We start from the raw sequence: 19222 nt of genomic DNA on the forward strand, positions 1-19222 counted from the left end.
GACATATACGGGCGCGCGGGAAGCGGGAACCGGAATTTTGGTCAGGACTCAGGCTGATCAGGGTGCGGAAGTGGCCCAATGGGGCGGGGAGTGAAATAGGTCCGGTTCGGACCAAATGTTTCGCGTGCGAAACATTTGGTCAATCATACTGACCTAATTTAGGGAGAAGTCCTGATCCCGATTTCACAGAAATCGGGAGGCCTGCGGCGCGAGTATTTGGGGAAAGGTGACAGGTCAGAAGCGCATGTCGCGCCAGATCAACCCTGCCCGGATCAGCCTTGGGCGTCACCGTAATACGCCCGGTACCAGGCGACAAACCGCGCGACGCCTTCTGCGACGCTGACCTGCGGTTCATATCCGGTGAGCTGGCTCAGCAATGTGGTATCGGCCCAGGTGGCAGGCACATCGCCGGGCTGCATGTCCATCAGGTTTTTGCGGGCGGTGATCCCCAGCGCGGTTTCCAGCGCCGCGATATACTCCATCAGCGGCGTGGGTCTGGAGGCGCCGATATTGACCACCCGGAAGGGGGCGACAGGGCTGAGATTGTCCTGTTCCGAGACCGGCTGATCCCCCGGCACCGCGTCGATCAGCCCGGTGATGCCCGCAACCAGATCGTCGATATAGGTGAAATCCCGGCTCATCCTGCCGTGGTTATAGACATCGATCGCCTCACCGGCCTCTATCGCCCTGGTGAATTTGAACAGCGCCATATCGGGCCGGCCCCAGGGCCCATAGACGGTGAAAAACCTGAACATCGTGGTCGGCAGCCCGTAGAGATGGGCATAGGAATGCGCCATTGTCTCGCCTGCCTTCTTGGTGGCGGCATAAAAGGACATCTGGTGATCCGCCTGCTGGCGCTCATCAAAGGGCATCTGCGTGTTGGCACCATAAGCCGAGGAGGTGGAGGCGATCAGCATATGGGCGGGCGGATGGGCGCGGGCGGCCTCCAGCAGTTCAAAGGTGCCGATCAGATTGGCCTCAAGATAATCGCGCGGCGCATCGATGGAATGGCGCACCCCGGCCTGGGCGGCGAGATGGATCACCGCATCCGGTTTATGGGTGGCAAACAGCCCCATCAGGCGGCTGGGATCTTCCAGCTTGCCAATGATTGGCGTGAAGCCCGCGTAGTCCGCCAGCCGCGCATGGCGGCGTTTCTTCAGGGTGACGTCGTAATAGGGCGAGAGGCAATCCAGCCCAATGACATGCCAGCCTGCGGCGAGCAGCCGGTCTGCAAGGTGATAGCCGATAAAGCCGGCCGATCCGGTGATAAGAGCGGTTTTCATGCCCCTTAGGTGGCGGCTTGGGCGCGGGGTGTCAATGCGTCCTGCGGCGCGGGAAAGCGACCTGTGACCGGCAGGTGAATTGACAGCACGGTCTATTTATGAGCTTTGCGCCCTGAACCAGATCCGCCGCCGCCCACAGGAGCCTTTGCCACCGTGACTGAAACCCTGATCCCCGAGCCCGCGCATCAGGCTGCGGCCGCCGCTGGTGCTACCGCTGGTGCCGGACGTCTGGTGGCGGTGGTGGTCACCTATAATCGGCTTGCGAAACTCAAGGTGACATTGGCGCGGCTGCTGGACAGCCCGGGCGCGGAGCTGGCCGCTCTGGTGGTGGTGGACAATGCCTCTGATGATGGCACCGGCGACTGGCTGGCGACCTGGGGCGCGGATCATCCCCGCGCCGATGTGGTGCGCAGCGAGATCAATCGCGGCGGGGCTGGCGGTTTTGCCCTGGGGATGCAGCGCGCGATGGAGGCGCATGCCCCCGACTGGCTGGTGGTGATGGATGATGACGGCCGCCCGGAACCCGGCGGGCTGGCGGCGTTTCACGCCATGGGGCAGAGCGGTGAGCTGGCCCATTGGGACGCGGTGGCGGCGGCGGTCTATTTCCCAAGCGGCGAGATCTGCGAGATGAACCGCCCCTCGCGCAATCCGTTCTGGAGCCTGGGGCATTTCCTGTCCACCGCGCGCAAAGGGCGCGATGGGTTCCATATTCCGCGCAGCGCCTATGACGGCGGGCTGAGCGCGATTGATGTGACGTCTTTTGTGGGATTTTTCATCTCGGCGGCGGCGGTGCGGCGGGTGGGCTACCCGGATCCGGACCTGTTCATCTATGGTGATGATGCGCTTTATACGCTGGGGCTCAGTGCGGCGGGCGGGCGCATCTGCTTTGCCGCCGATGTGCGGTTCGAGCATGATTTCTCCACCTTCAGCAATGGCGACAGCGGCCAGCGCTTTCGCCCGCTGTGGAAGGTCTATTACCACCACCGCAATCTGCTGCTGCTTTATCGGCAGGCGGCGGGCTGGCTGTTCTGGCCGGTGCTGCTGCTGATCCTGCCGAAATGGATCCTGAAAGTGCGTCATCACCCCGGCGTGCGCCGCGCCTATCTGCGGCTCACCTGGCTGGCGGTGCGCGACGGGCTGCTGCGGCGTCTGGGGCGCCGCCATGCCGCGGTGCTGGCAGAGGCTCGCGAATAAATAAGGCGTAGATCAGCGGTTAAGGATCACCCGGTGATAGCGGCGCATCAGGATCAGGCCCAGGGCGGTCAGTGTCATGCCGATCAGCAGCACATAGGCATGGCTGACGTAATCGGCATTATAGGTGGGATAAAATCCGGTGCGCATCAGCCCGATGATATGCAGAAGCGGATTATACCACAGAATGTCCTGTGCCACCGGCGGCAGGTCCTCGTAGATATAGATCACGCCGGAGGCCAGGAACAGCGGCCGGGTGATGATCGACCAGGCCACATCCCACAGGGGAAACAGCCCCATCAGCACCGCATTCATGCAGCCGACCCCCAGCCCGAGGATCATGGCGAGGGCGATGGCTTCGACCAGGGGGGGCAGGTCGATGGCGGTGCGGCTGTCGATCACCGCGAGGATACCGGTCATCAGCAGGGTGGTGATGACAATGCTGGTCAGGCTGTTCAGCACAAACCGTGCCAGGATCGCATCCAGCCAGGTGACAGCGGGGTATCGCAGCAGGGGGCGGGAATAGGCAAGCGCCCGCGCAACGGTGCCGGAGAGAGTCTGATACAGGTTAAATGGCAGGAATCCGGTTGCGTAAAACAGCAGGAAACTGGTCCCGAGCGACGGCGTGCGGATCACCAGCGAGAAGCCCAGCGACAGGAACAGGATCGCGGCCAGGGGCTCCAGGATCCCCCAGAGATAGCCGCCGGGCGTGCGCCCGTAGCGCGTCGACATCTCGCGCAGCACCAGCGCGGCCACGGTGCGCAGCGTCGCCATGCTGCGGCGGTGGCGGCGATGCGGATTGGCGGCGGGGCTGGTGGGGATCTGGGCCGGCGTCTGGGCGGGAGCCTGTGCCGTAACCTGTGTCTTTGGCGGGCTTAACGGACGGGGCTGAGCCGGGGGCGCAGAAGAAGACAGGCTGGCCATGAACACCCCATGAATACCCATTGTGAAACGCGGATCGCGAGCGGTATTATGAGAGAAACAAAAGACAATGACAAACGGCTTGGGGCAGGGTGCTTTTGGGCCAGGACAGGTTGATCATGACACAGACGCCCCCGTCGTCCCTGACCGGACGCCCCGCTTCAGAAGAGGCGATATCAGAGGAGGCGGCTGCGGCAGATACCGCAGCAAGCACAGCAACCGGTACACCCGCGGCCTCTCCTGCTGCCACAGCATCGGACACGGCCCCGGATGCAGCAGAGGCCGCCGCCCCTGTCCAGCGGGTGCCGGATCCGGTCAAACAGCTGAAACGGGTACGGCGCAAGGCGCGCAAGGCCGAGGCCGCCGTGGCCGAGCTGGAGGCGCGTATCGCCGAGGCCGAGCAGCGCCCGGCCTATCCGCTGGCACGGCCTGCCAGCATGAAAAAACGCCACTGGGGGCTGGTGATCAGCTTTGTGGCCTTGGTGCTGGCGCCGCTCCTGGCGGTGATGATCTATCTCTGGACCTTTGCCGAGGATCAATATGCCTCCACCGCAGGCTTTACCGTGCGCAGCCAGGAAAGCAGTGGCGCCAATGATCTTCTGGGCGGGCTGGCGCAATTTACCGGCAACAGCAGCGCCTCGGACAGCGACATCCTCTATGAATTCATCCAGAGCCAGGAAATGGTGGCCGCGGTTGATGCGGCGGTGGACCTGCAGGGGCATTACAGTGCGCTCTGGCCGCGCGACTGGGCCTTTGCGCTCTGGCCGGAGGCGACGATCGAGGATCTGACCTGGTACTGGCAGCGCATTGTCGGGATCTCCTTTGACAGCGGCTCGGGGCTCATTGAGGTGCAGGCGCTGGCCTTTGACGCAGAAACCGCGCAGGCGATCACAAAAGCCATCGTCGCCGAGAGCCAGACCCGGATCAATGCGCTCAATGAACAGGCGCGCGCCGATGCGATGCGCTATGCCCGCGCCGATCTGGACGAGGCGCTGGAGCGGCTGAAGGCCGCGCGCCAGTTGCTGACCCAATTCCGCACCCGCACCCGGATCGTCGATCCCGAGGCCGATATCCAGGGCCGTATGGGGGTGATGAACAACCTTCAGCAGCAGCTGGCCGAGGCGCTGATCCAATATGATCTTCTGCGGGGCACGGTCAGCGAGGCGGATCCGCGGCTGACCAAGGCGCAGCAGCACATCGACGTCATTCGCGACCGCATCAATATCGAACGGCAGACCTTTACCTCTGACAATACCGACACCGGTGGTGTCGGTGAGGATTACCCGTCGCTGATTGCCGAATTCGAACGGCTGACGGTGGATCGCGAATATGCCGAGGAAAGCTACCGTGCCGCGCTGACGGCGCTGGAGGTGGCGCGCGATGATGCCGCCCGCCAGAGCCGCTATCTGGCGACCTATATCAACCCCACCCGTGCCACGGAGCCGGAATACCCGCGCCGCGCCGTGCTGGCGGCCCTGGCCGGGCTGTTCCTGCTGCTGACCTGGTCGATTCTGGCGCTGATCTATTATTCGATCCGCGACCGCAGCTGAGGCGAGAGGGCAGGGCAGTGATCCGGTTTGAAAATCTGACCAAGAGCTTCTGGCTCAAGGGGGAGCGGCGGGTTGTCATCGACAATCTGAACCTGACGCTGCCGACGGGCCGGTCGCTGGCGCTTCTGGGGCGCAACGGGGCGGGCAAATCCACCCTGCTGCAGCTGGTGGCGGGCACCATGCGCCCGGATCATGGCGAGATCATCTCCGATGGGTCGATCTCCTGGCCGGTGGGGCTGGCGGCGTCGTTTCATGGCGATCTGAGCGGGGCGGAGAACGTCCGTTTCATCGCCCGGATCTATGGGGTCGATACCGATGATCTGGTGGCATTTGTCGAGGATTTTGCCGAATTGGGCAAATTCTACCATATGCCGATGCGCAGCTATTCCTCGGGGATGCGGGCGCGGCTGACCTTTGGTGCGTCGATGGGGATCAAATTCGACACCTATCTGGTGGATGAGGTGACGGCGGTGGGCGATGCCGCCTTCAAGCGCAAGAGCCGCGATATCTTTACCGACCGGATGCGCCACTCCAGCGCCATTCTGGTCAATCATTCGATGCGCCAGCTGCGCCAGTTCTGCAATGCGGGGCTGGTTCTGGACAATGGCCGGCTGCGCTATTTCAGCGATCTGGATGAGGCCATTGCCGAGCATCACCGCCTGATGGCGGTCTGATGGCGGTCTGGCGGCGCTGCCCGATCTGCGGTTATGTCGTCGCAATATTCTGAAACAAAAGGGAAATGCGGCTCTTCGCCTGTGCGGAAACCGAACCTTGTGTGCCTCTGGATTGTTTGACAAAAAGGGCAGGGGACGCAAACAGGACGGGGTGCCGGGGTGAATATACTGATGGTGGGCGCAGGGCTTTCGGGCGCTGTGATCGGGCGGCATCTGGCCGAGGCAGGCCACAGGATCACGGTCATGGACAGCCGCAGCCATATCGGCGGCAATTGCCATACCGAGCGCGACGCCGAGACCGGCGTCATGGTGCATGTCTACGGGCCGCATATCTTTCACACCGATGACGGCGAGGTCTGGGACTATGTGAACCGTTTCGCGCGTTTCCTGCCCTATAAGAACCGGGTGAAGACCACCAGCCTGGACCCCGAGGGGCGGCGCGGCGTGTTCTCGCTGCCGGTGAACCTGCATACGATCAACCAGTTCTTCGGCAAGACCCTGCGCCCCGAAGAGGCGCATGATTTCATCACCGAAGAACAGGCCGATACCTCCATCACCGATCCGCAGACCTTTGAGGAACAGGCGCTGCGCTTTGTCGGGCGCGATCTTTATGAGGCGTTTTTCAAGGGCTATACGATCAAGCAATGGGGCGTGGCGCCAAGCGCGCTGCCGGCCTCGATCCTGAAGCGGCTGCCGGTGCGGTTCAACTACGACGACAATTACTTCTTCCACAAATATCAGGGCATGCCGGAGGACGGCTATACCGCGATGATCGCCAAAATCCTCGATCATCCGGGCATAACGGTCAAGTTAGAGACTGTTTTTGATCAGTCCCAGGCGGCAGATTTTGACCATGTGTTCTACTCCGGGCCGCTGGATGGGTATTTCGACTACCAGCTGGGGCGGCTTGGCTACCGGACGCTGGATTTCGAACGTTTTACCCATCAGGGCGATTATCAGGGCTGCGCGGTGATGAACTACGGCGAGGAAGAGGTGCCCTATACCCGCATCACCGAACACAAGCATTTTGCCCCCTGGGAAAGCCACGACGGCTCGGTCTGCTACCGCGAATATTCCCGCGCCGCAGAGCCCGAGGACATCCCCTATTACCCGATCCGCCAGGTCGAGGAGAAGGCGCTGCTGGGCGATTATGTGGCGCTGGCGGAACAGGCCCAAGGGGTGACCTTTGTCGGCCGTCTGGGCACCTATCGCTATCTCGATATGGATGTGACCATCCGCGAGGCGCTGGACACCGCCCGCGGGTTCCTGGCGGCTGAGGCGCAGAACGCACGAGTGCCTGCGTTCTTCGTGGCGCCGCTCTGAGCGGATCGGAGCGGATGTGACAGGCGGATGGGACAGGGCGGGCCGCTGCCGGGGCGGCGGCTTGGTCTGGACCCGTGCCGGATGTTAGAGTAGGGCTTGGGCGCTGGAAAACAAGGCTGATGCAGAAACGAGATGGAGCCGATGAGCGACAAGACCGGAGCCAGACCCAAGACGCTTGTGATTCACATCGGCGACCACAAGACCGGGACCACCACCATTCAGAACGCGCTGGCTGTTGGCAGCATTCAGCTGCATGACGCCAAGCTGCTGTACCCGGCCAAGCTCAACCATAATTACCTGACCGGGTTCATCACCAGCTATCGCAAGGGCACCCCCCTGCCCAAGCATCTTGAGGATCGCGATGGTCTGGAAGAGGTGGCGGCCCAGATTGCGGCCTCGGATGCGGATTATGCGGTGCTGTCCGCCGAGGCCTTTGAAAACATCCCGGCACCGGAATTCCACGATCTGGTCGAGACCTTCTTTCGCGGCTGCGCCGATCGTATCCATATCGTGGCCTATGTGCGCCCCCATGCGCAGCGGATCCTGTCGAGCTATGCCGAGCAGATCAAGATCGGCTGGTATCGCGACAGCATGCAGGACTTCTTTGACCACAATCTGCAAAATGGCCGGTTCCATTACGCGCCGCGCTTTGCCCAGTGGCGGGCGCTGTTCGGCGATGAGTTCACCCTGCGCCCGATGATCCGCAAGGAGCTGAAAAACGGTTCGGTACTGGATGATTTCGCCGAGGTGGCCTTTGACGGGCGGCCCTGCACGGTGGAGGAATTCGAGCCTGAAAACCAGGCCATGACCGTGCGCGAGCTGGCGCTGATGTATTTCCTGCAGGGCCAGTTCCAGGAGCAGGACCCCTGGCTGCGCCATACGCTGGGCTGGGAATTGTCGCGCCAGCTGGACCGTTCGCGCAGCGAGAGCGAGGCCAAGGTGCGCAAACTGGTGATGGCGCGGGATCTGGCCGAGGCCGCCACCGCCGCCTACCGCAGCGATGCCGAGATCATGGATCGCGAATTCTTTGGCGGCCGGCCGCTCCTGCGGAACGCGCTGCGCGACATGGAAAAACAATCCGCCCCGCGTGCGCCCTCGCTGGATCCGAGTCAGTTCTTCAGCCCCGAACATCTGCGCAATCTGACCGTCATGGCCAAGATCATCGAAGGTATGCTGGAACGGCAGGGCAAATGGCCCTCCTATTTCCACAGCCACCGGATCAAGGATATTGAGCGGCACAAGAATGCGCGTCTGGGGCTGGATGAAAATGGCGATCCGCTGGACCCCGAGGCGGAGATGCCGACCGTATCCGAGACCGCAGCGCCGCCCGCCACACAGAGCGCCGCCACCACATCTGACAGGCCGGCCCAGACACCACCGCCCGCCCGCGCCCTTGCACATGCCGCAGCCGCGGCTGCGCCACAGAAGGATCAGCCATGAATATCCGTTCCTCCCTTGCCGCGGTCATCGTGACCTATAACCGGCTGGACAAGCTGAAGCGCGTGATCGCCGCCCTGCAGGCACAGACCTGCCTGCCGGAACGGGTCTTTGTGATCGACAATGCCTCCACCGATGAAACCGGCAGCTGGCTGAGCCAGCTGCAGAAGGACGACCCCCGGTTTCAGCATGTGCGCCTGCCGGAAAACATCGGCGGCGCCGGTGGCTTTTACGAGGGCGCGCGGGTGGCCTATGAGGAAGGTTATGATTTCATCTGGTTCAGCGATGACGACGCCTATCCCGAGCCCAATGCCATTGAGCTGCTGCTGACCGGCATCAAGGATTTCGAGGCGCGGTTCACCTGGCGGCCGTCTTTTGCCTGTTCGGCGGTGAAATGGACCAATGGCGATCTCTGCGAGATGAACACGCCCTCAACGGTCTGGGACTGGCCGCGGTTCTACAGCCCCGAGACGCCCTATTTCCTGGTCGGCTCCTGCTCCTTTGTCTCGGTGCTGGTGCCGCGTTGGGCGATCCAGAAACATGGCTTTCCGATCAAGGAATATTTCATCTGGTACGATGACGCCGAATACACCCAGCGTATCGCCAAATCCTATCCCGGCATCTACTGCCCCAACAGCGTGGTGGTCCATGATGTGCCGGAAAACAAGGGCGTGAACTATTCGCTGGTGAACCAGGCCAATATCTGGAAATTCCGCTATGGTGCGCGCAATGAGGCCTCGTTCCGCCGCCGCGAACAGGGCTGGGCCGGGGTGGCGGTCTTTGCCCGCGGGGTGCGGCGGCAGATGCGCCAGGGCAATGTGGAGAAATCGCTGCGCCGTGAGGTCTACAAGGCGATCTGGCAGGGCTGCTCCTTCAACCCGCCGATCATCCGCCCCGACCCCGATACCGGCGTCTGAGGCGAGATCTGCCCGCAAAACCACCCGCAGCGCCGGATCCGCCGGACAGATGTATCACAGATCAAAAGGACAGGCAGGGAGCCCCCATGTCTCAGGACAGAGAGTATATCGATCAGGAGATCGCCCAGATCCGTTTCATCTATGAGACGCTCTACCCCGAGATCCCGGTCGAGGCCCATATGTGGTGGGAAGAGGCCAAGCTGCCGACCCCGGCGGTGCAGCCGCAGGATATGTCCTATGGCGCCGAGATGATGGCGCTGACCTATATTGGCAATCTGCGCACCGGGCCGCAGGAAACCCCGGCGCTGCCGGGCAAGCGGGTGTTTGTCACCATCCCCTCGCCGCGTCAGGTGGCGGTCCGCGAAAGTGCCGGCGGCGTGGCCTGGCACAAACGGCCGCGCAAATATCGCGCCATTCACGCGCTCTCGCCGATATTGGCGGAGCAGATGAAATACCAGATCGAGGCCCGGCGCTGGCGCAAGCTTCCCGCCCGGCATAAATTCTCCCGCCTGGCCTGTTCGCGTGGCATCTTCGAGACCCAGACGATGGCCCCTGAGGGGCGCCATGGCGGCAAGGATCCGGCAATCCTGATCGGGTTGCACTGGCTGGATGTGGGCGGCGCCGAAAGCCTTGGCATCGACAGCATCCGCTGGGCGCTGGACGCCGGGTTGCGGGTGTTTGTCATGGTCGGGCAGGAAGGTCCCGAACGGCTGCTGGCCAAGCTGCCGGAAGATCCGCGCCTGCAGCTGATCCGCACCGATCGCTATCTGCCGCGCAGCCAGACCAGCGCCTTTGTCAGTCAGCTGATTGCGCAGGAAAACATCATCCTCACCCACAATCACCACTGTGTGCCGCTCTATGATGCGCTGCCGACGATCAAGCTGCGCCATCCGCATGTGGTCAATCTCGACAGCACCCATATCGTGGAATATGCCGATGGCGGCTATCCGCGGATTTCCGGTGTCTGGAGCAATTTTATCGACCATCACCATGTGATCAGCGGCGAGTTGGAGCGGTTCTACAAGGAACGCTTCCGGGTTTATGGCAGCAAGCTGGTGCTGGGGCGTCTGCTGGATGACAGCCGTCGCGGCGCTGACGTGGCGCCGGTGCGGATCCGCGCGGGCCAGACCCGCTGCCGCGTCGCCTTTGTCGGGCGGATGGTGCATCAGAAACGCCCGGTGGTGGCGCTGTCGATCATCCGGCGGCTGCGGGCCTGGGGCAAACGCAACGGCGTGGATTTCCGCTTTGATATGGTGGGCGAGGGCCCCTATCGCGGCGCGGTGGAACATCTTTTGACCCGCTACCGTCTGGCGGATGTGGTGCATCTGCATCCCGCAGGCACCGATGTGCCGGGCCTTCTGGGGCAGAGCGATATCCTCCTGGTGCCGTCCTCGAACGAAGGGCTGGCGCTGGTCTGCTATGAGGCGATCGAGGCCGGCTGTGTGCCGATCTGTTCCGATGTGGGGGCGCAGGCGGAGATCTGCCCGCCGGAGACGCTGGTGGCTTGGTCGCCGCTGCAGGCGGTGCGCGAGAGTGTCGCGGTGGTGCAGCGGCTGTTGCGCGAGGAGGGTTTTGCCGAGGGGGTGGAGGCCGGCCAGCGCGCCCGGATGCAGGCCTTGCAGAATGACCCTTCGGCACGCGAGGTGCTGTCGCAGCTGTATCGTGATGCGCTGGCGGCGGTCGCGGCGGAGAGGCCGGGCAGCACACCTGCGGCGGCAGAGCACCCCGTGCCCCCAAGCCCCTATCTGGAAAAAAAAAAGCGTAAGCTCTGGCTGCATATAGGGTCGCATAAGACGGGATCGACTTCGTTGCAGATCGCGCTGCGACAAGGCCAGATGCAACAGACCTTGGGCAGCTGGAGTTATCTGCATGCAAAGCCCCGGGTCGATTTCAACCCTCTCATCCGCAATCACAAGATGGGAGGGAACATGTATTCCGAATTGCGCTGGCCGTTTCTGGAGCGGCGCATGGCGGATGCGGATCAGCGGGAGTGTGGCGACTGTATCATCGCGACGGAAATGCTGTTCTGGCTGATGAACCCGAACGATATCCGGGCATTGCACAGGCGGCTGCGTGAGCATTTCGACGAGATCAACGTGGTGGCCTATCTGCGCCGTCAGGACACATTGGCGCTGTCGCACCGCAAACAGGTGATCCTGGGGCAGACGGCCTATCAGTTCTATGGCGCGCAGCTGCAGGCCTTGCCGGTCTATCGGCCGCATATGATGCGCTATTTCGACTATGCCACCAAGCTGGCGCGGTGGGAGCAGGTGTTCGGGGCCGGGAATGTCACCGTGCGCCGCTTCCAGCGCAGGGATCTGGTGGGCGGCGACACGGTGCTGGATTTTTACAATCTGGTGGGGCTGACGCCGCCGGACAATCCGCCGCGTGACAACGAGGCCTGGTCGCGCAGCCAGATTCTGGCGGGGCTGTGGCTGCGTCAGCAGGGATTTCCCAAGAGCAGTTTTGAACAGATCCTGCGGGAGCTGCCGGAGGATGGGCCGTTGTTGCCGTCGCGGGCGGAGATGCAGGGCTTTCTGGCGCGGTTTGACGACATCAATCGCAGGCTCGCGCAGCGTTATGATCCGGAGGGGCCGGAGAGCTTCTTTGATCTGGAGTTCGACCGCTACCCGGAGGTGGCCAATGGTGGTCGCACAGCGGCGGGCGGGTTTGACGGTGATCCGGTGCTGACAAAAGAGCTGTTGCAGGAGCTGAAGGCCGGGGCCGAGGCGGAATGCGCCCGGCAGGATCTGGCGCGGGATCCGCTCAATACGGCGGATCAGCTGCTGGATCTGGTGGAGGCCTGAACCGGTCACCCACAGGAAAACGGGCGCTGGACCCTCACCCCCCGCAGGGATCTGCGGGGGGTTTCTTTGCGCAGTGCAATCCCCCGGCAAAGAAACCAGCACAGACAATAGCGCTCCCGCGCAAAAGAAAAGGCCCCGCAAAGCGGGGCCTTCCCTAAGACTGTGACAGCGCGGATTAGGCGAAGTCGAAGTCGGATGCGTCCAGGTCTGCCAGGGTCAGGCTTGCCAGGGTCACGGTGGTGTCAGCATCGATATCGAGGACCACACCTGCGCTTGTCTGGTAAGCAATGGCCAGAACGTCGGCCAGGTCGTTGTAACCCAGACCTTCGACGTTCAGTTTGTCGCCGGTTGTGAAACCGTTGATGAGGGTCGCACCGCTGTCGTCACGCAGGATGAAGGTGTCATCGTCTGCGCCACCGTCCATGGTGTCGTTGCCGAGGCTGACATACATCATGTCGGAGCCAGCGCCACCGTTGACGACGTCATCGCCAGCACCGCCGCGCAGTTCGTCGGCACCAGCGCCGCCGTCCAGATTGTCGTCGCCGTCACCGCCACGCAGTTCGTCGTCGCCAGTGTTGCCGACCAGGGTGTCTTCGCCTGCACCACCGTTGATGACGTCGTTGCCTGCGCCACCGTCAAGGTTGCTGTCGTCGCCGTTGCCGCCGAAGATGGTGTCAGCACCAGCGCCACCGGTGATGTCGTCTGCACCAGCGCCGCCACCCAGGGTGTTTGCATCGGTTGCAGTTGCACCAGTTACAGTGATGGTGTCGATGCCATTGCCGCCACGGATGACGTTGCTACCGGCGCCGCCGTCGAGCACGTCGTCGCCGTTGCCACCGATCAGGGTGTCATTGCCGAGACCTGCAGTAATGGTGTTGTCTTCATCGTTGCCGTTGAAGGTGTCGTTGCCCAGGTCTTCGCTGCCGAAGTCGGCGTTTTCGTTAACGTTGGCCGCTGCGCCTGTGCCAGCTTCCCATGTGTCGTCACCGGTGGTGAAGGGAATTTCTGCGGTATAGGTCACAGTGACGGTACGGGTTTCGGTGCCAGCTGCGTTTGCAACAACAACTTCGTAGGAGAAGGATGCGTCGTCACCAACGTTGCCCTGTGCGGCAATCGCTGCGGTGTTCGCAGTGAAGGTCACAGTCTGGGCACCGCTGTTGACGGTGAAAGCACCATCAGCGTTCACGAAGTTGCTGCCAACGGTTGCAATGTTCTGGCCGTCAACGCTGACGATGGATGCTGCGGTGAAGGCGTTTACTGCCGCGTCCGCACCGTCCCAGTCATAGCTGTTGATGGTGGTCAGGGTCGCTGCTGCGCCGCTGTTGACGGATGCGGGCTGGATGATGCCCTCGGACGCAACACCGGCTTCGATGGTCACGCCATCAGCCAGAGTGACAGAAGTGAAGCCTTCGGTCAGCGACGCGCCGGCAACAGTCCAGGTGTCGTTCGCTTCGTCATAGGCGAGAGTGGCAACCTGTGCGACAAAAGTGTCAGCCGCGTTGTTCAGGGTCAGCGTATCCGCACCACCGTTGCCGTCGATGCTGTTGCCGCCGATTGCGTCGGTCAGGGTGATTGTGTCATCGCTTGTGCTGCCTGCGACAACGGTCACACCAGCTGCTGCATTAATATTAGCCATTTTCTACTCCGTAGTAATGCTCGTCGATTTCTGCGAACAAACGCGCCTGCCTTATGCCCGCAAAGGTTTTACCGCTCTCTGTCTCTCTGGATGGGGGTCTGTTGTCAAGGAAACTTGCGCCAGAGGGGTCAGGAATTGCGGAGATGTCGAAATCGTGCCCTTCCCGCCACGCCGCGGGGGGAGGGCACGGCGGGGATTTCTGGTGGAGACACCCATTTTAAGGGTTGAAAAGGCGGAGTCTTTTTGCAAACTCTATGCCCCATAGGGGGTGCGTTGCGGCGGGCCTGCGGGAGCTATTGTGGAATGGCCTCTATTTTTGCGGTAGAACTTGACGTTTTGCGAAGATCCTGCGCATTTTGTTAACTCTTTGTTAATACATCCTATGAGGGTAGGGAATTCCTGACCCCTGCCATTCCCTCTCCTTCAGGGTGTGTGGTTTTTGCCACCATGGCCGGACAGGCTTTTCATTTATCAACATTCCGCCCCGGCGTTTTAAATGACGCGCGCGAATTCTTTCACATTTTATTCGCGCAAAGAGAGCTTTGATTTAAATTAATCGGCTTTTTTCGGGGTAATCTCCGCCATACGCCGTCGAGAGTTTCACTTTTTCCACACTACGCCCTTTGGTGTAGGAAGGTGGTAGCGCCCCGATGCGGGGAAAAACCGGTCAAATCCGACCAGATCTGACGCAAGGGCAGCTGCGCGGACAGAGAATCTCTGGCCCGCTGCCGGGGCTGTGTCCCTGTTGGAGCAGACCAGAGCAGGCCGGGGGAATCGCGAGGGCGGGCCGACTCCGGGTTGGCTGGGGGGCGGTGGTTCGGGGCGGTCAGCAGACTGCCGGGGCTTGCGGCAGGCACATGCCCCGGGGTGGCCGCTGCAAGCCGGTCAGCCGTAGCAGCGGCTCACCAGCTGGTGCAGGCGGGCGTCGTTGCGGCTTTTCTCGCCGACGATATTGCGCACCGCATCGGGGATCTCTTCGGCGGCTTTTGCCGTGCTGCCGGTGTTCTCGCGATGCTCGGCCAGTTCGGCCGCAAGACCGTGGCTGCGGCGGAAATGCTGCAGGCTGGCGCCCAGATGTTCGGTCACGCCGATAAAGCTGTAGTAGCGGTTCAGCTTCTCCAGCGCGTGATCAAAGGAGTAGAAGGCGCCGGTCATCAACGACAGCTGATAGTCCAGCGGCAGCGCCTGGGCATAGGCCTCCAGCGTCGGGTAGCGGGCGGCAAAGGCCTCGTGCTGGGGGTGTTTGTCGGAGGTGTTGTAGCGGTAGTTGGACACGAAGCGGTCCAGCGGATCGCGGATGATGGTGGCGCATTTCAGCGGCAGTTCCTGATGGCGCCAGTACATGACGTCGGACCATGCGAAATGCCCCATCAGCACCTGACGGCAGGGGTTGGCCTCATCGCTGCGCCGGTAGAGCGCCTTGCGCGTCTTGTTGCGGAAGGACTGGTTGGTGTTCTCCCAGGAGACCGGGTGAAAAATGTCAAAAGCCGCCTGCAGCGCCTTGCCCACCGACATGCCCGCGGTCTTGGGGATATGCATGAACAGGATCACGTCATTGGGGTCGTGATAGGCCTCTGGCGCCACCAGCCGGGGTGCAAACCGAGCCTCAAAGGCGGTCTCGGCAACGGTCTTGATACCGGAGGTCTGAGAGGAAACCTGTGACATGATAAGGGCTTGCTCCACGTTGGGCGGCAGGTGCCGGATGCGCTGTCGGGCCTTAGCGAAGGGGGGGCTGGATGTCAATCTGAGCAGCGGGGAGGCGGCCGGTTTGCGCCCCCCCTGTGGCAGGGCGGCTGCCTGCGGGCGGCCAGTGATGCGGCGCCGCCGCGCCTGCCGCCTATTCTATGAGGAACCGGGAGAGCTGTTTGACAAGGCTCCGGCGGCTGTGCTTTTGACACTGTGCAGAGATGCCCGGAGAACAGGGGCGCCCATCGCCATTGGCAGGAGCCATTGTGCATCCGGGCGTGTCCGGGCATATCCCCCTGATCCCGGCTCGCTCTGCCCAGATCTTTCTTGCGGGTGGCCGGGTCTCTTGGACTTCTTACTTTTGGTTGCCCGTCCGGGTGACCCAGACAAAGGCAATACGTCAATGGCACGCACCTCGGCACAGCAATCAGGATCGGCGCATAAGGCGGGGCTGGCTGAGATCCGCAAGGCCCGCAGGGGCAACCGCGGCGCCTTCTGGCTGATCGGCCTGTTCAGCTTCTTTGCCAATCTGCTGATGTTGACCAGCCCGCTTTATATGATGCAGGTCTATGACCGGGTGCTGGGCAGCCGCTCGCTGGAGACGCTGGTGGCGCTGACGGTGCTGGCGGGATTCCTGTTCCTGATCATGGGCATTCTGGATTACGTGCGCGGCCGGATCCTGGCACGGGTCGGGGCGCGGTTCCATGACCAGCTGGAAACCCGGGTGTTCAATGCGGTGCAGGACAAATCGGCGGCCGGCTTCAATGACGACATCGCCAAGGTGGGGCTGCGGGATCTGGAGGCGATGCAGAAGGCGCTCTCCTCTCCTATTGTTTCGGCCTTTTTCGATCTGCCCTGGACACCGCTGTTTCTGGGGCTGATCGCGGTGTTCCATCCGCTTCTGGGTCTGCTGGCGCTGATCGGCGGTGGCGTGCTGGTGGCTTTTGCCCTGGCCAATCAGATGATTTCCAAGGCGCCGGTCGAGAATGCCAGCATGATGGCCGCCTCGGCGCATCAGGTCTCGGACGGGATGCGCAACAATGCCGAGCTGATCCAGGGGCTGGGAATGCGCCGTGCGGCTTTTGCCAAATGGCGGATGCTGCGCAGCCAGGCGGTTGGATCTGAGCTGAGCGCGGCGGATATGACCGGTGGGTTCAGCACCGCCACCCGCACCTTCCGGCTGGCGCTGCAATCGGCGATGCTGGGCACCGGCGCCTATCTGGTGCTGACCGAAGGGCTGACACCGGGGGTGATGATCGCCTCCTCCATCATCATGGGCCGGGCTCTGGCTCCGATCGAGACGCTGATCGGTCAATGGGCTCTGGTGCAGCGCGCCCTGCAGGCGCAGGAGCGGCTGGCGCAGATGCTGAGCGAAACCCCGGAGCGCCCGGCGCCGATGAAGCTGGCCCGCCCGGCCGCCAAGCTGGAGGTACAGGGCGTGGCCCTGGTGCCGCCGGTGGCGCCGGGGCAGGTGGCCAAACCGGTCCTGCAGGGGCTGAATTTCAATATCCAGCCCGGGCAGGCGCTGGGGGTGATCGGGGCCTCTGGGGCGGGGAAATCCTCGCTGGCGCGGGCGCTGATCGGCGTCTGGCACCCGGTCTCGGGCAAGATCCGCCTCGATGGGGCGGCGCTCAATCAATATGACATGGATGATCTGGGCAGCTACATCGGCTATCTGCCGCAGCAGGTGACGCTGTTTGACGGCACCATTGCCGAAAACATTGCCCGGCTGTCGATGATGCCGGATCCCGATCAGGTGGTGGCTGCCGCCCGCAAGGCCGCGGTCCACGACATGATCCTGCAATTGCCGCAGGGTTATGACACGCCGGTGCGGGTGGCCAGCACCCGGCTGTCGGGTGGGCAGGTGCAGCGCATCGGCCTGGCGCGGGCCCTTTACGGCGATCCGGTGCTTCTGGTGCTGGATGAGCCGAACTCCAACCTCGACAATGAAGGCAGCCAGGCGCTGAACCTGGCGGTGGCCCATGCCAAACAGGACGGCCGTGCGGTGGTCATCATGGCGCATCGCCCGGCGGCGATTCAGCTCTGCGACCTGATCCTGATCCTCGACAACGGGGCGCAGCGGGCCTTTGGGGCCAAGGATGCGGTGCTGCGTGAGCATCTGCAGAACCCGCAGGCCGGCCAGCAGAAACCGGCCCCGAAACAAGCCCCGAAACAGGCTACAGTGCAGGTCGCAGCACAGGCCACAGAAGACGATGCGGCACAGCTGCCGCAGGAGGCAGCCACTTCGGCCCCGGAAACGCCGGTCCAGAAACAGCCGTCTCCGAAACAGGCAGAGGCAAAAGCATGAGCGATACATCCAAATCCTACCCGATCCGTGGGCTGACCATTGCCGGGCTGCTGGCGCTGGGGCTGCTTGTAGGCGGCATTGGCCAATGGGCGGCGACGGCGGAAATCTCCGGTGCGGTGATTGCCTCCGGTTCCATCAAGGTGGAGCAGAACCGGCAGGTGGTGCAGCACCCCTATGGCGGCGTTGTCGACGACGTGCTGGTGAGCGAGGGCGATCTGGTCGAGGAGGACGCGCTGTTGCTGCGGCTGGAGCCGTCGGAGCTGCTGGCCGAACGGCAGATCGTCGAAGGTCAGCTGGCCGAAACCCTGGCCCGGCGCAGCCGCTACAGTGCCGAACGCGACGAGGCCGAGGACATCACCTTTGCCGAGCTGCTGTTCGAGCTGAGCGGCACCCATGTGCAGACCGAAGAGCTGATCAACGGTCAGAAACGCCTGTTTGAAGCGCGCCTGGTCAATCTGCGCGCCCGCATCAGCCGCCTGCAGGAACGGATCGGCCAGATCCAGAGCCAGATCGACGGCATCGAGGCGCAGCAGTCGGCGCTGCAGGAACAGCTGGTGCTGATCGGCCAGGAGCTGGAAAACCAGCAGAGCCTGCTGGCACAGGGGTTGGCACAGTCCAGCCGGGTGCTGTCGCTGCAGCGCGAACAGTCACGGCTGCGCGGTCAGGCCGGGGCGCTGACCGCCCAGAAGGCCCAGGCCGAAGGGCAGGTGACCGAACTGGGTCTGGAGATCCTCAACCAGAAAAGCGCGCGGCGCGAAGAGGCGATCACCACCCTGCGCGACCTGCAGGTGCGTGAGCTGGAGCTGATCGAACGGCGCAATGTGATCCTGCAGCGGCTGTCCCGGCTGGAGGTACGCGCCCCGGTGGCGGGGGTGGTCTATGATCTCAATGTCTTTGCCCGCAAATCGGTGATCCGGGCGGCGGATCCGCTGATGTATCTGATCCCGCAGAGCCAGCCGCTGGTGATTTCGGCGCAGGTGGCGCCGTCGGACATTGATCAGGTCTATCTCAACCAGCCGGTCAGCCTGAATTTCTCCAGCTTCAACCAGCGCACCACGCCGACGCTGTTTGGCACGGTGAGCACGGTATCGGGCGATTCCTTTGTCGATCCGCAGACCGGGCGCAGCTATTACGTGGTCGAGGTGCGGCTGAACAAAGGCGAGGCCGCCCGCCTGCCCGAGGGCAATGTGCTGGTGCCGGGGATGCCGGTGGAGACCTTTATCCAGACCAACAGCCGCACGCCCTTTGCCTATCTGTTGCAGCCCTTCACCGATTATCTCAACCGCGCCTTCCGCGAGAGCTGAGCCTGTCAGCCCGGCTCTCGCCTCCCTCCTGCCGATCCGGACAGGGGGATATGCCGGGGGGACATGCGGGCGGAAAATCGGCTGCCACTCCGTCGCAACATGTTTTAGACTGACGCGACCCCGCGCCAAGATACCAGCAAGTTACCAGGGCGCGGCTGATCGCATGAGATTTAAGGATAGCAGAT

13 protein-coding genes are annotated in these 19222 nt (G+C 62.8%); 9 read left to right on the forward strand and 4 right to left on the reverse strand.

All coding sequences use genetic code 11. The features are described 5' to 3' along the window. Nucleotides 1-272 precede the first annotated feature (272 nt). Complete coding sequence (locus VWZ87_RS02145; protein ID WP_416535228.1) at nucleotides 273-1283, reverse strand: NAD-dependent epimerase/dehydratase family protein; 1011 nt, start codon at nucleotides 1281-1283, stop codon at nucleotides 273-275. A gap of 153 nt (nucleotides 1284-1436) precedes the next feature. Between VWZ87_RS02145 and VWZ87_RS02150 the strand changes: the two genes are divergently transcribed. Then, complete coding sequence (locus tag VWZ87_RS02150) at nucleotides 1437-2477, forward strand: glycosyltransferase (protein WP_416535229.1); 1041 nt, start codon at nucleotides 1437-1439, stop codon at nucleotides 2475-2477. Between the two features lie 12 nt (nucleotides 2478-2489). Here VWZ87_RS02150 and VWZ87_RS02155 read toward each other — a convergent pair whose 3' ends face one another. Beyond that, nucleotides 2490-3398: an ABC transporter permease gene (locus VWZ87_RS02155; RefSeq protein WP_416535230.1), complete on the reverse strand. Its 909-nt coding sequence runs from the start codon at nucleotides 3396-3398 to the stop codon at nucleotides 2490-2492. A 116-nt stretch (nucleotides 3399-3514) separates the two neighbouring features. On the opposite strand from VWZ87_RS02155, the gene VWZ87_RS02160 reads away from it, so the two are divergent. The 6 genes from VWZ87_RS02160 to VWZ87_RS02185 all read left to right on the forward strand — a co-directional run bounded on the left by VWZ87_RS02160 (nucleotide 3515) and on the right by VWZ87_RS02185 (nucleotide 12103). Beyond that, nucleotides 3515-4945: a sugar transporter gene (locus tag VWZ87_RS02160; protein ID WP_416535231.1), complete on the forward strand. Its 1431-nt coding sequence runs from the start codon at nucleotides 3515-3517 to the stop codon at nucleotides 4943-4945. 17 nt (nucleotides 4946-4962) lie between these two features. Then, nucleotides 4963-5619, forward strand: coding sequence for an ABC transporter ATP-binding protein (locus VWZ87_RS02165; RefSeq protein ID WP_340547845.1), 657 nt, complete (start codon nucleotides 4963-4965; stop codon nucleotides 5617-5619). Nucleotides 5620-5778: 159 nt separating this feature from the next. Beyond that, the gene (glf, locus tag VWZ87_RS02170) at nucleotides 5779-6942 is read left to right on the forward strand and encodes a UDP-galactopyranose mutase (protein WP_416535232.1); all 1164 of its coding nucleotides are present in this window, start codon (nucleotides 5779-5781) and stop codon (nucleotides 6940-6942) included. Nucleotides 6943-7083: 141 nt separating this feature from the next. Further along, nucleotides 7084-8382, forward strand: a complete 1299-nt coding sequence (locus tag VWZ87_RS02175; protein WP_340547847.1) for a hypothetical protein — start codon at nucleotides 7084-7086, stop codon at nucleotides 8380-8382. Then, nucleotides 8379-9296 carry a glycosyltransferase family 2 protein gene (locus VWZ87_RS02180; protein WP_340547848.1) on the forward strand — a complete coding sequence of 306 codons (918 nt, stop codon included), beginning with the start codon at nucleotides 8379-8381 and terminating at the stop codon, nucleotides 9294-9296. The genes VWZ87_RS02175 and VWZ87_RS02180 overlap by 4 nt, the downstream gene beginning before the upstream one ends. An 86-nt stretch (nucleotides 9297-9382) precedes the next feature. Beyond that, nucleotides 9383-12103 carry a glycosyltransferase family 4 protein gene (locus VWZ87_RS02185; RefSeq protein ID WP_416536916.1) on the forward strand — a complete coding sequence of 907 codons (2721 nt, stop codon included), beginning with the start codon at nucleotides 9383-9385 and terminating at the stop codon, nucleotides 12101-12103. A gap of 175 nt (nucleotides 12104-12278) precedes the next feature. Here VWZ87_RS02185 and VWZ87_RS02190 read toward each other — a convergent pair whose 3' ends face one another. Together VWZ87_RS02190 and VWZ87_RS02195 are read right to left on the reverse strand one after the other, a co-directional pair. Continuing rightward, on the reverse strand, nucleotides 12279-13739 hold the full coding sequence (locus VWZ87_RS02190; RefSeq protein WP_416536917.1) for a calcium-binding protein: 1461 nt from the start codon (nucleotides 13737-13739) through the stop codon (nucleotides 12279-12281). 885 nt (nucleotides 13740-14624) lie between these two features. Next, entirely contained in the window at nucleotides 14625-15404 is a 780-nt protein-coding gene (locus tag VWZ87_RS02195; RefSeq protein ID WP_340547851.1) for a sulfotransferase family 2 domain-containing protein, read from the reverse strand. Nucleotides 15405-15828: 424 nt separating this feature from the next. On the opposite strand from VWZ87_RS02195, the gene VWZ87_RS02200 reads away from it, so the two are divergent. Both VWZ87_RS02200 and VWZ87_RS02205 read left to right on the forward strand, forming a co-directional pair. Beyond that, nucleotides 15829-17733 (forward strand): type I secretion system permease/ATPase, encoded by a 1905-nt coding sequence (locus VWZ87_RS02200; RefSeq protein WP_416535235.1) that lies wholly within the window; start codon nucleotides 15829-15831, stop codon nucleotides 17731-17733. Beyond that, nucleotides 17730-19037 carry an HlyD family type I secretion periplasmic adaptor subunit gene (locus tag VWZ87_RS02205; RefSeq protein ID WP_340547853.1) on the forward strand — a complete coding sequence of 436 codons (1308 nt, stop codon included), beginning with the start codon at nucleotides 17730-17732 and terminating at the stop codon, nucleotides 19035-19037. The genes VWZ87_RS02200 and VWZ87_RS02205 overlap by 4 nt, the downstream gene beginning before the upstream one ends. Nucleotides 19038-19222: the final 185 nt, after the last annotated feature.

The sequence above is a fragment of the Phaeobacter sp. JH20_37 genome (genome assembly GCF_048056015.1).
Classification (GTDB): Bacteria; Pseudomonadota; Alphaproteobacteria; order Rhodobacterales; family Rhodobacteraceae; genus Phaeobacter; species Phaeobacter bryozoorum.

What these genes read in the sequence shown, in the direction of transcription:
- VWZ87_RS02145 (WP_416535228.1), bottom strand. Translation starts at nt 1,283, where the DNA reads ATGAAAACCGCTCTTATCACCGGATCGGCCGGCTTTATCGGCTATCAC.
- VWZ87_RS02155 (WP_416535230.1), bottom strand. Translation starts at nt 3,398, where the DNA reads ATGGCCAGCCTGTCTTCTTCTGCGCCCCCGGCTCAGCCCCGTCCGTTA.
- VWZ87_RS02160 (WP_416535231.1), top strand. Translation starts at nt 3,515, where the DNA reads ATGACACAGACGCCCCCGTCGTCCCTGACCGGACGCCCCGCTTCAGAA.
- VWZ87_RS02175 (WP_340547847.1), top strand. Translation starts at nt 7,084, where the DNA reads ATGAGCGACAAGACCGGAGCCAGACCCAAGACGCTTGTGATTCACATC.
- VWZ87_RS02180 (WP_340547848.1), top strand. Translation starts at nt 8,379, where the DNA reads ATGAATATCCGTTCCTCCCTTGCCGCGGTCATCGTGACCTATAACCGG.
- VWZ87_RS02185 (WP_416536916.1), top strand. Translation starts at nt 9,383, where the DNA reads ATGTCTCAGGACAGAGAGTATATCGATCAGGAGATCGCCCAGATCCGT.
- VWZ87_RS02190 (WP_416536917.1), bottom strand. Translation starts at nt 13,739, where the DNA reads ATGGCTAATATTAATGCAGCAGCTGGTGTGACCGTTGTCGCAGGCAGC.
- VWZ87_RS02195 (WP_340547851.1), bottom strand. Translation starts at nt 15,404, where the DNA reads ATGTCACAGGTTTCCTCTCAGACCTCCGGTATCAAGACCGTTGCCGAG.
- VWZ87_RS02200 (WP_416535235.1), top strand. Translation starts at nt 15,829, where the DNA reads ATGGCACGCACCTCGGCACAGCAATCAGGATCGGCGCATAAGGCGGGG.
- VWZ87_RS02205 (WP_340547853.1), top strand. Translation starts at nt 17,730, where the DNA reads ATGAGCGATACATCCAAATCCTACCCGATCCGTGGGCTGACCATTGCC.